Annotated in this window: 12 protein-coding genes and 1 pseudogene; 9 read left to right on the top strand and 4 right to left on the bottom strand. The window is 64.2% G+C overall.

The features are described from left to right. The first annotated feature begins 210 nt into the window (after window positions 1-210). The 4 genes from EJ078_RS14685 to msrA all read left to right on the top strand — a co-directional run bounded on the left by EJ078_RS14685 (window position 211) and on the right by msrA (window position 3,458). Window positions 211-1,230, top strand: a complete 1,020-nt coding sequence (locus tag EJ078_RS14685; RefSeq protein WP_306462654.1) for a pilus assembly protein TadG-related protein — start codon at window positions 211-213, stop codon at window positions 1,228-1,230. A gap of 286 nt (window positions 1,231-1,516) precedes the next feature. Continuing rightward, on the top strand, window positions 1,517-2,218 hold the full coding sequence (locus EJ078_RS14690; RefSeq protein ID WP_127847119.1) for a DUF1223 domain-containing protein: 702 nt from the start codon (window positions 1,517-1,519) through the stop codon (window positions 2,216-2,218). A gap of 82 nt (window positions 2,219-2,300) precedes the next feature. Beyond that, entirely contained in the window at window positions 2,301-2,609 is a 309-nt protein-coding gene (locus EJ078_RS14695) for a hypothetical protein (RefSeq protein WP_127847120.1), read from the top strand. Window positions 2,610-2,729: 120 nt separating this feature from the next. Next, window positions 2,730-3,458: a peptide-methionine (S)-S-oxide reductase MsrA gene (gene msrA, locus EJ078_RS14700; protein ID WP_127213839.1), complete on the top strand. Its 729-nt coding sequence runs from the start codon at window positions 2,730-2,732 to the stop codon at window positions 3,456-3,458. A 194-nt stretch (window positions 3,459-3,652) separates the two neighbouring features. Here msrA and EJ078_RS14705 read toward each other — a convergent pair whose 3' ends face one another. Both EJ078_RS14705 and EJ078_RS14710 read right to left on the bottom strand, forming a co-directional pair. Further along, entirely contained in the window at window positions 3,653-4,657 is a 1,005-nt protein-coding gene (locus EJ078_RS14705) for a cytochrome d ubiquinol oxidase subunit II (RefSeq protein WP_127213838.1), read from the bottom strand. Between the two features lie 145 nt (window positions 4,658-4,802). Further along, entirely contained in the window at window positions 4,803-6,164 is a 1,362-nt protein-coding gene (locus EJ078_RS14710) for a cytochrome ubiquinol oxidase subunit I (RefSeq protein ID WP_127325792.1), read from the bottom strand. Between the two features lie 262 nt (window positions 6,165-6,426). Here EJ078_RS14710 and EJ078_RS14715 point away from each other — a divergent pair, with 262 nt between their 5' ends. Both EJ078_RS14715 and EJ078_RS14720 read left to right on the top strand, forming a co-directional pair. Beyond that, window positions 6,427-7,353, top strand: a complete 927-nt coding sequence (locus tag EJ078_RS14715; RefSeq protein ID WP_127213836.1) for an ABC transporter ATP-binding protein — start codon at window positions 6,427-6,429, stop codon at window positions 7,351-7,353. Between the two features lie 14 nt (window positions 7,354-7,367). Then, on the top strand, window positions 7,368-8,129 hold the full coding sequence (locus tag EJ078_RS14720; protein WP_067003307.1) for an ABC transporter permease: 762 nt from the start codon (window positions 7,368-7,370) through the stop codon (window positions 8,127-8,129). Window positions 8,130-8,232: 103 nt separating this feature from the next. Here the strand turns inward: EJ078_RS14720 and EJ078_RS14725 are convergent, their stop codons facing one another. Then, window positions 8,233-9,270, bottom strand: a complete 1,038-nt coding sequence (locus EJ078_RS14725; protein ID WP_095825061.1) for a phosphatidylglycerol lysyltransferase domain-containing protein — start codon at window positions 9,268-9,270, stop codon at window positions 8,233-8,235. A gap of 235 nt (window positions 9,271-9,505) precedes the next feature. Here EJ078_RS14725 and EJ078_RS14730 point away from each other — a divergent pair, with 235 nt between their 5' ends. Both EJ078_RS14730 and EJ078_RS14735 read left to right on the top strand, forming a co-directional pair. Continuing rightward, window positions 9,506-10,012, top strand: a complete 507-nt coding sequence (locus EJ078_RS14730; protein WP_095825062.1) for a MarR family transcriptional regulator — start codon at window positions 9,506-9,508, stop codon at window positions 10,010-10,012. After that, on the top strand, window positions 10,009-10,689 hold the full coding sequence (locus tag EJ078_RS14735) for a GNAT family N-acetyltransferase (RefSeq protein WP_095825063.1): 681 nt from the start codon (window positions 10,009-10,011) through the stop codon (window positions 10,687-10,689). The genes EJ078_RS14730 and EJ078_RS14735 overlap by 4 nt, the downstream gene beginning before the upstream one ends. 61 nt (window positions 10,690-10,750) lie before the next feature. On the opposite strand, the pseudogene EJ078_RS14740 reads toward EJ078_RS14735, so the two are convergent. Continuing rightward, window positions 10,751-12,746 (bottom strand): annotated as a pseudogene (locus EJ078_RS14740) (PhoX family phosphatase). Window positions 12,747-13,094: 348 nt separating this feature from the next. On the opposite strand from EJ078_RS14740, the gene EJ078_RS14745 reads away from it, so the two are divergent. Then, window positions 13,095-13,433 (top strand): hypothetical protein, encoded by a 339-nt coding sequence (locus tag EJ078_RS14745; RefSeq protein WP_067003308.1) that lies wholly within the window; start codon window positions 13,095-13,097, stop codon window positions 13,431-13,433. Window positions 13,434-13,436: the final 3 nt, after the last annotated feature.

Below are 13,436 nucleotides of genomic sequence, written 5' to 3' on the forward strand. Positions count from 1 at the left end.
GGAGAGGATGCCGGCAGGCAGGTGAGGGGCAGCGCAAGCGTTTGAAGGCTAGGGCGCCTCCGCGCAAAAATTCAAATCCACTTAAACTTTCATGCACTCATTTTGGGCATATCTCCACCTCTGGTGGCAGGCAGGTTGCATTGCCGGTGTGTATGGGGTTGGGGCATGTTCTCGTCGGCAAGAGATTTCGTTCGATCGCAAGGCGGCTCGATGCTGCCGATGATTGCACTGTTGGCGATCCCGTTGCTGCTCGCGGTCGGCTTTTCCGTCGACTACACCTCGGCGGTGACGACCAGGAGCAACATGCAGCAGGCGCTGGATGCCGCGATCCTGTCGATCACCACGCTGCCGACCACGACCTCGAAGGCCGATCGCCAGACGGCGCTGCAACAGGCCTATGTCGCCAATAGCGGGCTGGGCGACGCGACGCTCACCGCCGTCAACGTCGCCGCCGACGGCACGGCGACGTTCAGCGCCACGGCGGCCTATCCGATGCCGACCAGTTTCATGCAGATCGCGAGGATCAATTCGGTCGATGTCGGCGTCGGCTCCTCGGTGCGCAAGGCGCCGGCGCTGGTGCAGTCCACCTTCAAGGTGACGAAGGTGTCGGGCTACTGGAACAAGACGATGACCCTCTACGGCACTCAGTTCGGCCAGACCAAGGCCAAGCCGCTGATGACGATCAGCTATAACTACAACGGCTATGGCGACCCGAAGGGCTACGGCACAACCACCGTCAGCACTATCAACGGATCGACGAAGACCGTGGTGCAGAAACAGGTCTGCACGACCTCGACGGTCGACAATTTCAACAATCTGCCGAGCGGGGCGATCACCCAGACCAGCGGCAGCAACAAGTACGTCACGACCTGCGCCGATACCTTCTATCCGGCCAACGGCGCCGGCGCGGTGATCGATGTCAGCCAGATGGACCAGCTCTATCTGCAAATGAACGTTCCCTCGGGCAACCCGAAGGTGCTGAAGTCGAACGATCCCAACACCTCGAACCGGCTCTATATCGGCACCAGCGCCACCGATATGCCCGAGGTCGCGACCGGCCAGAAAGTCGACATCTTCACCTCAGTGCCCTGCGGCCAGACCGGCTACCAGGCCTGGGAAGACGGCGGCAACCCTGTGCCGGCGCCGGTTTCCAATGCCGACTTCTTCTATACCGTGACCGGCAAATGCGCGTTCAACCAGCGGCCGTCCGAGACGGTGCTGACGCAGTAGCGCCCTCCCTTCTCCCCTTGTGGGAGAAGGTGTCGCCGAAGGCGACGGATGAGGGGTGCTCCAGCTTGGCGGCGCCTTAATTCTAGACAAGAATCTAGCAGACGCGCTCGCGAGCGTCTCACTCCGCTGGAGCGCCCCTCATCCGTCTCGGCGCTGCGCGCCGATCCACCTTCTCCCACAAGGGGAGAAGGGGAAGGCGCCTCTCAATCACAAACCGGTGAAGCTGTAACGAAGTCCTCCGCGGCGGCGAAATGGGAGCATCGCCCCGCTACGGAGACTGCTTCCCATGACCGGATTGAAGACAAGGATCGGCCTGCTTGCCGGCGCGGCATTTGCTGCGCTTGCCGCCACGCTCGATGCCGCTTCCGCCGAGCCGCTTACCGTGGTCGAGCTGTTCACCAGCCAGGGCTGCTCGTCCTGCCCGCCGGCCAATGCCAATCTGATCAAGATCAAGGACCGTCCGGGCGTGCTGGCGCTGTCCTTCAACGTCACCTACTGGGACTATCTCGGCTGGAAGGACAGTTTCGGCCGGCAGGAATTCACCCAGCGCCAGGTCGCCTACGAGCCGCCGCTCGGCCATGACGGGCCGTTCACGTCGCAGGTGGTGGTGAACGGCAGCGCCGACGCCGTCGGTGCGGCGCCCGGCGAGATCGAGCGGCTGATCTCGACAACCCCGCACGCCAAGGGTCCGGCGCTCTCGCTCGGCGACGGCAAGGTGAGCATCGGCGCCGGCACGGCGCCCGGTGGCGCGGCCGATGTCTGGCTGGTGCGCTACGACAAACGCGTTGTCGAGGTGCCGGTGGCGCGCGGCGAGAACACCGGACGCACGCTGCCGCATGCCAATGTCGTGCATTCGCTGCAGAGGCTCGGCCGCTGGAACGGCGAGACGACGACGCTGCCGCTGCCTGCGGCATCGGGGGGCTTGAGCACGGCAGTGCTGGTGCAGACGCCGGCCGGCGGGCCGATCCTGGCCGCCGCGGCAAACTGACTTTTCTTTTCGCGCGGGGCCGCGGCAGGCGGCAGCGCACCATCGGGCCGCATCCGCGCGCCGCAACCCAAGGAGAACTAGCATGACCAAATTCCTTACGCTGCCGACGCTGGCCTTCGCGCTTGCCGCTGCCGCGTTCGTTGCCGGCGCCCGCGCCGACGACACGACCGACGCGATGAAGCCCGCCAATGCGATGGCGACGGAAACGATGAAGCCGGCGACCGGTGCTATGATGCCGACCGGCGCGATGAAGCCCGCGGATAAAATGAAGCCCGATGCGATGGCGTCCCAGGCGATGAAACCCGCCACGGATGCCATGAAGCCCGCGGATGCGATGAAGCCCGCGACGGATGCGATGAAGCCTGCCGACGCGATGGCGCCGGCGCAATAAGTCAGCGGCCCCGGTCTCTTGGCAACAATCGCCGCCGGCCAGCAGCCGCCGCACGGCAAAGTGAGAAACCAGCGGCGGCTTGCATCGTATATAATGGAACAACGAACAAGGAGATCCGATATGAACGGCATCGAAAAAAAGGCGGCGCGGCGCTCGCTGGCCCCGCTTGCAGCGCTGGTGCTGACGGCGGCCGCGGCCGTCTTCTGGCAGACGCCGGCGCGTTCGGCCGAGGACGCGGTGGTGATCCCGCCGCCGGTTTTGGATGAAAAGTCCGCCAGCGGCACGGAGAAAGCGATCTTCGCCGGCGGCTGCTTTTGGGGCGTGCAGGGCGTGTTCCAGCACGTCAAGGGCGTCAGCAAGGCCGTCTCCGGCTACGCCGGCGGCAGCGCCGAGAACGCCGTCTACGAGGTCGTCGGCACCGGCCGCACCGGCCATGCGGAATCGGTCGAGATCACCTACGATCCGTCGAAGGTCACCTATGGCCAGTTGCTGCAGGTCTATTTCTCGGTCGCGCACAATCCGACGCAGCTCAACTATCAGGGGCCGGACCAGGGCACGCAGTACCGCTCGACGATCTTTGCCGAGAACGACGAGCAGAAGAAGATCGCCGAAAGCTACATCGCCCAGCTCGACAAGGCCAAGGTGTTTTCGAAGCCGATCGTGACGACGCTGGAGACCGGCAAGACCTTTTATCCGGCCGAGGATTACCATCAGGATTTCCTGACGCTGAACCCGACCTACCCCTATATCGTCTACAACGACCTGCCGAAGATCGAGAATTTGAAAGCGCTGTTTCCCGCGCTCTACAGCGAGAAGCCGGTGCTGGTGCTGGCAAGTAGCAAGAGCTGAGGATGACCATCTTAGGCCTTCTCCCCGTCACTATACGGGGAGAAGGTGCCGGCAGGCGGATGAGGGGCGGCGCCGGCATTTGCAGGAACGGGCCGCCGCTTTGCTTGACAGGTTTGCGCTGCCCCTCATTGCCCTGCCGGGCATTTCTCCCCGTATGGTGACGGGGAGAAAGACGCCGTCACCAACGCCTCTCCTCAATCGTAGGTCAGATCCGTCGCCTTGCCGCCGAACACGCGATAGGCGTAGAACGAATAGAAAATGATGATCGGCAGCACGACGACGGTGCCGACCAGGATGAAGGCCAGGCTCTCCGGCGCCGAGGCGGCCTGCCAGATCGTCAGCTTGTCGGGCACGACATAGGGATAGAACGACCAGGCAAGCCCGGCGAAGCCGAGCGCGAAGATGGCGGCCAGGGTCAGGAACGGCCGCAGCGCATGCCGGTCGTCGGACTTGGGCAGATGAAACGTCTGCCGCCACAGCCACAGGAACAGGAGCCCCGATACGATCGGCAGCGGCGAGAGATAGAGGATCTCCGGCCAGAGGAACCATCTGTCGAAGATGCGCGGGCTGGCGAAGGGCGTGGCCAAAGAGACCGCGACCATGCCGAGCGCAGTCAGCACCAGCGTGACGCGCAGCCAGCGCACCGCCTTTCCTTGCAGGTCGCCCTCGGTCTTGTAGATCAGCCAGGCCGAGCCCATGGCGGCGTAGGCCGCCGATAGGCAGAGCGCGACCAGCGCGCCGAAGGCCATGCCGCCAAAGCCGACATCGAGGCCGAGCACATAGACGCCGAGCATATAGCCCTGCGCCAGCGAGGCCATGGTGGAGCCCAAAAAGAAGATCCGGTTCCAGCGGTGCTTCTTGCCGGCCGGCACCTTGGCGCGGAAATCGAAGGCAACGCCGCGCAGGATCAAGCCGACCAGCAGCAGGAACACCGGGATATAGAGCGCGGTGAGGATGGTGCCGTGCGCCATCGGGAAGGCGACCAGCAAGAGCCCGACCGCCAGCACCAGCCAGGTCTCGTTGGCGTCCCAGAACGGGCCGATCGCGGCGATCATCGTGTCCTGCTCGGCATCTTCGGCGCCTGCGAACAGGATGCCGATGCCGAGATCGAAACCGTCGAGAATGACGTAGATCAGGATGGCGAGGCCCATCAGGCCGGCGAAGATCAGCGGAAGCGCGGTGGGCCAGTCGAAGGTCATCTTTCTTTCCTCCAACCGAGATTGGTCCGACAGACGGCCATACTGTTTGAAGCACCCGTGCCGGCGGTCAGGTGAGTGACAGCGCCGACCTCAGAAGAAAGGCCCGCATCGAACCGACCGTACCGCTTGTCTTGCTCCTGCATGTTCACTCTCCGGCGGCCGGCTGCGACATCGCGGCGTTCATGACGCCGGGCAACGGCGAGGTGTCGCCTTCCTTGGCCGCCTTCAGCGCGAGATGCACCAGCACGCCGAGATAGGCGATCAAGAGCAGCACATAGAGGATGAGATAGACGGCCAGGGTCAGCGCGACATGGCTGCCGGCGACCGGGCCGACGGCATCCGCCGTCTTCAATATCCCGGTGACCAGCCAGGGCTGGCGGCCGATCTCGGTCGTGTACCAGCCGGCCAGCGTCGCCAGCCAGCCGGACAGCGCCATCGGAACCATGATCAGGGCCAGCGGCTTAGGCAGGCTGCGGCGACGCTTGAGGAAGAAGGCCGCCGACCAGGAGACGATGAGCATCAGGATGCCGGTGCCGACCATGACGCGGAAACCCCAGAACACCGGGAAGACCGGCGGGTGGTTGCCCGGATAGTCGTTGAGGCCGGGCACGACGCCGCTTGTGCTGTGGCGCAGGATCAGGCTGGCGCCGTCGGGAATGGCGAGCTCAAACCTGTTTTCCTTGGCCGCCTCGTCGGGCAGCGCGAACAGCACCAGCGGCACGTGGGCGCCGGTGTTCCAGTTCGCTTCCATGGCGGCGATTTTCTGCGGCTGGTGCTCGAGCGTGTTCAAGCCGTGCTGGTCGCCGGCAAAGATCTGGATCGGAATCAGGATGGCGGCGGCGAAGACGCCGGTGCGCAGCGCCTTCCACATCGATTCCGAGCGGTCGCCATAAAGGTAGCGCAGCGCCGAGCAGCCGGCGATCAGGAAGGAGACCGTGAGCCCGGAGGCGAGCAGCATGTGGACCAGCCGGTAGGGCATGGACGGATTGAAGATGACCGCCCACCAGTCGAGGGCATGCGCCTTGCCGTCGATCATCTCGAAGCCGGCCGGCGTCTGCATCCAGGAGTTCAGCGCGATGATCCAGAAGGCGGAAACCGTGGTGCCGCCCGCGACCAGCACGGTTGCCAGCGTGTGGATGCGGTTGGAGACGCGGCGGAAGCCGAACAGCATGATGCCGAGGAAGGCCGCCTCGAGAAAGAAGGCGGTCAGCACCTCATAGGCAAGGAGCGGCCCGGCGATGTTGCCGACCGTTTCCATATAGCCCGGCCAGTTGGTGCCGAACTGGAAGCTCATGGTGACGCCCGAAACCACGCCCATGGCGAAGGACAGCGCGAACACCTTCACCCAGGTGAAATAAGCGCGCATCCAGGCCGAGTCGCCGGTGGCGTTGTAGCGGAGCTTGAAGAAGAGAAGCACCCAGCCAAGTGCAATGGTGATCGCCGGAAACAGGATATGGAACGAAATATTCGCGCCGAACTGGATGCGCGACAGGATGAGCGGGTCCATGCTGGGCTCCGGCTGCAATTCAGGCTTGAAGGATAGGCTTCGAACACGCATCGGTCAAAGCGGCGCGGCGTCACGCGAGGCGCGTTGTCGCAGCGCCGGGCGGTCATGGACACACGCATCGCGTGACAGCTTGCCGGCGCCGTGGGAGGCCGCGAGCGGCGGCGACTGTCGAGAACTGTCAGGAGCACGGTCGATTGCCGATTTGCATAAAACGACATCCGACCTATATCAGGTCACGTTTTCCAGCCGGCCATATTTCAGCATGTCACCCATCATCTCCATCTCCGGCGTCACGAAAACCTATGCCACCGGTTTCAAGGCGCTGAAGGAAATCAACCTCGACATCGAGCGCGGCGAGATCTTCGCCCTGCTCGGGCCGAACGGCGCCGGCAAGACGACGCTGATCTCGATCGTCTGCGGCATCGTCAACCGCTCGTCGGGCAGTGTCACCGTCGACGGTCACGACATCGGCAGGGACTACCGCGCGGCGCGCAGCCTGATCGGGCTGGTGCCGCAGGAGCTCACCATCGACGCCTTCGAGACGGTCTGGGCGACGGTGAACTACAGCCGCGGCCTGTTCGGCAAGGCGCCCGACAAGGCTTTCGTCGAGAAGGTGCTGCGCGATCTCTCGCTTTGGGACAAGAAGGACGCCAAGGCCATCACGCTATCGGGCGGCATGAAGCGCCGACTGATGATTGCCAAGGCGCTGTCGCACGAACCGCGCGTGCTGTTCCTCGACGAGCCGACGGCGGGCGTCGACGTCGAGCTGCGCCAGGACATGTGGGCGATGGTCAGGCAGCTGCGCGAGGACGGCGTCACCATCATTCTGACCACGCATTACATCGAGGAGGCCGAAGCGATGGCCGACCGGGTCGGCGTCATCAACCGCGGCGAGATCATCCTGGTCGAAGGCAAGGCCGAGTTGATGCGCAAGCTCGGCCGCAAGCAGATGACGCTGGAGCTGCGCGCGCCGCTCGACGCGTTGCCCGAGGGCCTGTCGCGCTATGCGCTGGAGCTGTCGGCGGACGGCAACGAACTCACCTACACCTATGACAGCCAGAGCGACCGGCCGGGCGTCGCCTCGCTGATCCGCGATCTCGAGGCCGCAGGCATTCAGTTTCACGACCTCGACACCAAGAACAGCACGCTCGAAGAGATCTTCGTCAATCTGCTGAGGCAAGAGCCATGAACCGCCACGCGGCTATGAACCTTCGTGCAGTGTGGGCGATCTACCGGATGGAGATGGCGCGTGCGTTCCGCACGGTGCTGCAAAGCATCGTCTCGCCGGTGATCTCGACATCGCTCTATTTCGTCGTCTTCGGCTCGGCGATCGGCTCGCGCATCACCGAGATCGACGGCATCAGCTACGGCGCCTTCATCGTGCCGGGGCTGATGATGCTTTCGCTTTTGACGCAGTCGATCTCGAACGCGTCGTTCGCGATCTATTTCCCGAAATTCGTCGGCTCGATCTACGAGCTCTTGTCGGCGCCGGTCTCCTATCTCGAGATCATCATCGCCTATGTCGGGGGCGCGGCGACCAAATCGATCATGCTCGGGCTGATCATCTTGGCGACCGCGGCGCTGTTCGTGCCGCTCAGGATCGAGCACCCGTTCTGGATGATCGCCTTCCTGGTGCTGACGGCGGTAACCTTCAGCCTGTTCGGCTTCATCATCGGCATCTGGGCCAAGACCTTCGAGCAGCTGCAGCTGGTGCCGCTGCTGATCGTCACGCCGCTCACCTTTCTGGGCGGCAGCTTCTATTCGATCCATATGCTGCCCGGCATCTGGAAGACGATCACGCTGTTCAACCCGGTCGTCTACCTGATCAGCGGGTTCCGCTGGAGTTTCTACGGCAAAGCGGACGTCTCGGTCGGCGTCAGCCTCGGCATGACGCTGGTGTTCCTGGCCGCCTGCATCGCGATCGTGGCGTGGATTTTCCGCACGGGGTACAGGCTGAGGAATTGAAGGGACGTCGTGTTGGTGCTCGAGTGATCGCGAGCCTAAAGTGATTGGTCGAAACGCCTGCCGCCTGCAACGCTGCGGCCAATCGCAGACGTTCGCGGTTCCGCTAAATCGCCTTGATCAGCCGCAGCAGTCCAAGCATCTCCATCAGCGTTCCCTTGCGGAAGGCAATGTAGGTCGGCTCCTCCAGCCCGTGGAAGCGGCGCTTGAAGGCGGCCTGGCCCTGCAGGTTGAAGCGCGAGCGGTTGACCCAGGGCGACTCGTAGGCGCGCCGGAAGGTGCTGCGCCAGAAGCTCGATTCGGCAAAGCCGCTCGGTTCGACGTCGAGCAGCGGCGACAGGCCAAGCGTGACCACCGAAACGCCCTCCTCGCGAAAGCGGTCGACGGCGAATTTGGTCAGGCCGATCTCGGCATGCGGCGTGGCGTCGACCTGCTTGCGCTTGAAGGCGGTGGTATAGCCGATGACCTCGCCATTGCTGAACAGCGGGTCGAAATCGAGGATGGCGACGAGTTCGCCCTGCGGGCCGTGGAGGACGAAGCGGCGCATGTCGGCGCCGAGATGGTCGGCGAAAGGGCGGTTGAGGAAGCCCATCTCCCAGCGTTTGACGATGCGCTCGCCGCGCCAATTCTCGGACAGCCGGGAAACCTCGTCGAGCAGCATGTTGGCCCTGTCCTCGGCGAAGGTGAAGCCCTTCTTCGCCAGCCAGCGCTCCGAATAGCGCACGGTCTCGTTGCGCTTGCCGGAGAAATCATGCGCCGGCAGCTGCAGCCTTGTGTCGACGCCCAGCCGATTGATCTGATAGCCGAACCCGGCCAGCACCTTTGCCGTGGCGGCGCTTATCTGAACGAACCAGGGGCCGCCGGCGGCCTCGACGAAGCGCTTGATGTAGCCCGGCCGGTCCGGCGGATCGACGACCGGATCGCCCAGCGCGAAATGGTGCTTCATCTTGGTGCCGAATGCGATGTAGCCATCGCCTTCGCTGAAGTAGGACAGCTTCTGCTGCACGGCGGTGGAATAGGCGAGCGAGAAGTCGCCATGGCGCCGCACCAGCTCCAGGCGCTCGAGATGCGTCAGCTCGCGCCGCGGCACCTTGGGCGCCGCGCCGTCAAGAAACCTGTCGATATGGATGCGCAGGGATGGCATCAAGCGTCCGCATGCCGATGAAGAAAGACCCGGAGCCCACGGGCCTCGAATCAGTCGCCTTGGCGCGACGGATCGGTCATGTCGCGCCAGCGCCATATAGGATGCTATCGGCGGCGAATGAAGAGGGAATGTCTACCGGCCAAAGCCGGCGCTCCGGCTGCATCGTGAAACCATATTGCCAATTTCCATGCAAGGTTATATATCATGTTATCCTTTTCGTTCCGGCAGTTCGACGATGGAAGATGTTCTGAGGTCCCTCGGCTTTCTCTGCCTCGGCAGCAGGCTGAAGCGCATTGGCGAGCAGTTGCAGGCCGACACGCAGCGCGTGCTCGATCGCCTGGATGTGCGGATCCAGTCGAGTCAGTATCCGCTGCTCGCCGCGCTCGACAGGCTGGGGCCGCTGCCGGTCGGCGAACTGGCGCAGTCGCTCGGCATCGCGCAGCCGGGCGTGACGCGGGCCGTGTCGCTGCTCACCGAGCTCGGCCTGGTCGAGGTCGCACAATCGGATGACGACCAGCGGCGCCGGATCGTTTCCCTCTCCGCGGACGGCCAGCGGCTGGTCGATGCCGCGAAGCACGACGTCTGGCCGCGCATCGAGGGCGCGGTCGCGGAATTGTGCGCGGACCTCTCCGGGCCGCTGCTTGGCCAGCTCGCCGCCATCGAGGATCGATTGGCCGCGACCCCGCTCGACCGCCGGGCGGACAAGGCCAAGGCAGTCGCGCCCAAGGCCGTCGCACAATGAAACATGTTCTCGACCGTCCGATCTGGAGCGCGTTGGCGACGCGCCACCAGGCCTTTGCGGAAGGCGATACCCTCGCCAAGCGGTACCGGCCTTCGATCGTTCCCTTCGCCGCCACAGCCGCGGACGATGCGGAAAGCCTGCAATCTCTGGGCAAGCTGCTCCCGCCGCTTGAAAGCGCCATCCTGGTTCAGACGGACCCGATCGCTCTGCCTTCGGAACTTGCCGCGGTTTCGACCGCGTCCCTGGTGCAGATGGTTGCCGAGCAGCGGCTTGAGGCGGTCTCCGACGAGCGCGTGCAGCGACTGACGCCGGACGATGCGGCCGAGATGCTCGCTCTGGCATCGCTCACCAAGCCCGGCCCGTTCACGCTCGAAGCCTTGAGCCTCGGCGAGTTCTGGGGCGTGAAGATCGACGGCAGGCTCGCGGCGATGGCCGGCGAGCGCATGAAGCAGCCCGGCTACTCCGAGCTCAGCGGCGTGTGCACGCATCCGGATTTCCGCGGCGGCGGCCTTGCCAGGCTGCTGTCGCTGTTCGTGGCGAACCGGATCATGGCGCGGGGCGAGGTTCCATACCTGCACGCCTATGACAGCAATGCTCCGGCCATCGGCCTCTACGAGGCTATCGGCTTCCGGTTGAGAACCACCCTGAACATGGCCGTGGTCCGAGGCGTGGAGTAATCGCAAGGTGAGGAGGGTCGCGGATCACCGCAACCCTTCCCCTGCTTAAGCGAGTCGCCAATCAGACCGCGATCTTGCCGCCGCCCTGCTTGGTGATGGCAACGACCGCCGGACGCACCGGCATGTCCGGCTTGAAGTCCGGCCACCGGGTCGATGGATCCTCGTAATAGGAGGGGCGGCCAAAAGCTTCCCAGTCCTCGCCGCCATCGCCCGGATGCTGGACGGCGACGAAGGCGGTCTGGTCGTCCGGCGCGAATAGCGGGCCGCACATCTCGGCGCCGATCGGCACGCGGAAGAACAGCTTTGAGGTCGCCCGCGCCGCGCCCTCGGTGTCGACCGCCCACAGGCCGTCGGTACGGCCGGTGGCCTTCGGGCCCTGGCCGTCGGTCGCGACCCACAGGCGGCCGGCCGAGTCGACGGCACAATTGTCCGGCATGCCGAACCAGCCATTGGCGGTGGTGGCAGTCGAGAAGGTGGCGCCGACATCGGCCACCGAAGGATCGCCGCACTTCAGCAGCACTTCCCACTTGCCCTTGGTGGCGGCGAAGTCGCCGCCGTCTTCGACGATCTCGATGATGTGGCCGAAGGCGTTCGCCGCGCGCGGATTGGCGGCGTCGACCTGGTCGGCCTTGCGCTTGGAATTGTTGGTCAGCATGACATAGACCTTGCCGTTGCCGGCATTGGGCTGGATGTCTTCCGGCCGGTCCATCTTGGTGGCGCCGAGCAGGTCGGCGGCGCGACGCGTCTCGATCAGAACGTCGGCCTGGCTGGCGAAACCGTTTTCCGCCGTCAGCGGACCTTCGCCGAACACGATCGGCATCCATTCGACCGAGCCGTCCTCGGCGAATTTGGCGACATGCAGTGTGCCCTCGTCGAGCAGGGTCATGTTGGCGGCGCGGTCGTTCGGATTGAACGTACCTTTGGTGACGAATTTGTAGACATAGTCGAAGCGCTCGTCGTCGCCGAGATAGAAGACGACGCGGCCATCCTTGGTGACGATCGATTCGGCGCCTTCATGCTTGAAGCGACCCATGGCGGTTCGCTTCCTCGGCACCGAATTCGGGTCGTTGACGTCGACCTCGACGACCCAGCCGAAGCGGTTGGGCTCGTTCGGTTCCTTGGCGAGGTTGAAGCGATCGTAATGCGCGCCCCATTCATAGGCGCCCTCCGGAATGCCGAGACGCTTGTAGTTGGCGGCCTCCTTGTGGCCTTCCGGCAGCTCGCCCGAGAAATAGCCGTGGATGTTCTCCTCGGCCATCACATAGGTGCCCCCGGGGCGTGACGCCGCCGGCACAGTTGTTGAGGGTGCCGAAGACCTTGGTGCCAGACGGGTCGGCATTGGTCTTGACGCGATCATGGCCGGCTACCGGACCGGACAGCGCCATTTCGGTGGTGGACATGATGCGGCGGTTGAGCTTGCCGTCACGCACCACCTGCCATTTGCCGCCCTCCTTGCGGATCTCGACGATGCTGCCGCCGTGCGCCGCCATCTCGACATCGACCTGCTCCTTGCTGAGCGGCGCCACTTCGGCGGCCTTCTTGCCGTCCTTGTCGACGATCTTGACGATGCCGGGGAACATCAGATGCGGGTTGGTGTATTCGTGGTTGACGACCAACAGGCCATGCTCGGCCGAGCCGTCGATCGGGATATAACCGATATAGTCGTTGTTGTAGCCGAACTGTCTTGCCTGGGCTCCGGCCGTTTGTTTTGCCGGGTCGAATTCCGGCGAATCGGTAAAGAGCGGGTCGCCCCAGCGCAAGAGCACGTCGGCATCGTAGCCCGGCGCGACGTGGTGCTTGTCGTCGATGCCGGCCTCCAGCTCGTCGAATTTGAAGGCCGAGACCTCGGCGGCGCGCGCCTCGTCTGCCGCGACGAGCGCCAGCGGGCTCACGGTGGCGGCGATGGCCGAGACAGCCAGCGAACCCCTGAGGAAGTCGCGGCGCGAGAAGCGCGCGGCGATGATCTCGCCCATCGTGCGGTTGTCGGTAGGATTGACGGGCGGGCCGTCATTCTCCTCGAGCTGGCTGGTACGGAAGCGGATCTCAGGTTGGGTCATGGGCTGTCCTCTGGCTCTTGAGGTGGCTGGAACGTGTAACCGGTCGATCCCTATAGGCGCCCGATCACATTTCGTGACATCAGCCCCATTGAGCAATGCCAATTTGCCGGCTGATGACTGTTCGCCCACGCATTGGCGCCACACGAGGCCCACAACACACGGCGAGCAGACTCCCGAGCGCGCTCGGCGCAAGGACGCCAACCATGGCTGCGGGGCTTGCCTTGCGAGATTCCGCCTTCGATCCCGTCGCAGCGTAGCTTGCCCGACGCCATCAGCTTGACGGCTTCGCGCGCTTCGGAAACAAAAGCGGCGAGCGGCGCGGCGAAGGCCGCTTCGGGAGGGATGAACGTGAGTCTCTGGGGACTGGCGCAGCTTGGCGTTTCGACTGTGATTTTCCTGCTGGCCGCGATGGCGGCTAAACAATGGGGATTGGCGCCGAGTCTCGGCAAGATCGTGCTGACGCTGGCGCTCTATTCCGCCGGCAATCTGATCATGCTCAGGCTGATCCGCGAATTCGGCATGTCGGTGTCGTTCAGCCTGTCGGCAGTGATCCAGCTGGTCTCAGTCAATGTCGTGGCGCTGGTCTTCTTTGGAGAGCGCCTCAACACTTTTCAAGCGACAGGCGTCGTGCTGGCGATCGCGGCCGTCGCGCTGATCACGCTCGGACCCTATATGCAGCGGCTGTAATTG

Source organism: Mesorhizobium sp. M1A.F.Ca.IN.022.06.1.1, from assembly GCF_003952605.1.
Classification (GTDB): Bacteria; Pseudomonadota; Alphaproteobacteria; order Rhizobiales; family Rhizobiaceae; genus Mesorhizobium.

Coding starts and splice junctions, on each gene's coding strand:
- EJ078_RS14685 (WP_306462654.1), top strand. CDS start 211: ATGCTGCCGATGATTGCACTGTTGGCGATCCCGTTGCTGCTCGCGGTC.
- EJ078_RS14690 (WP_127847119.1), top strand. CDS start 1,517: ATGACCGGATTGAAGACAAGGATCGGCCTGCTTGCCGGCGCGGCATTT.
- EJ078_RS14695 (WP_127847120.1), top strand. CDS start 2,301: ATGACCAAATTCCTTACGCTGCCGACGCTGGCCTTCGCGCTTGCCGCT.
- msrA (WP_127213839.1), top strand. CDS start 2,730: ATGAACGGCATCGAAAAAAAGGCGGCGCGGCGCTCGCTGGCCCCGCTT.
- EJ078_RS14705 (WP_127213838.1), bottom strand. CDS start 4,657: ATGACCTTCGACTGGCCCACCGCGCTTCCGCTGATCTTCGCCGGCCTG.
- EJ078_RS14710 (WP_127325792.1), bottom strand. CDS start 6,164: ATGGACCCGCTCATCCTGTCGCGCATCCAGTTCGGCGCGAATATTTCG.
- EJ078_RS14715 (WP_127213836.1), top strand. CDS start 6,427: ATGTCACCCATCATCTCCATCTCCGGCGTCACGAAAACCTATGCCACC.
- EJ078_RS14720 (WP_067003307.1), top strand. CDS start 7,368: ATGAACCTTCGTGCAGTGTGGGCGATCTACCGGATGGAGATGGCGCGT.
- EJ078_RS14725 (WP_095825061.1), bottom strand. CDS start 9,270: ATGCCATCCCTGCGCATCCATATCGACAGGTTTCTTGACGGCGCGGCG.
- EJ078_RS14730 (WP_095825062.1), top strand. CDS start 9,506: ATGGAAGATGTTCTGAGGTCCCTCGGCTTTCTCTGCCTCGGCAGCAGG.
- EJ078_RS14735 (WP_095825063.1), top strand. CDS start 10,009: ATGAAACATGTTCTCGACCGTCCGATCTGGAGCGCGTTGGCGACGCGC.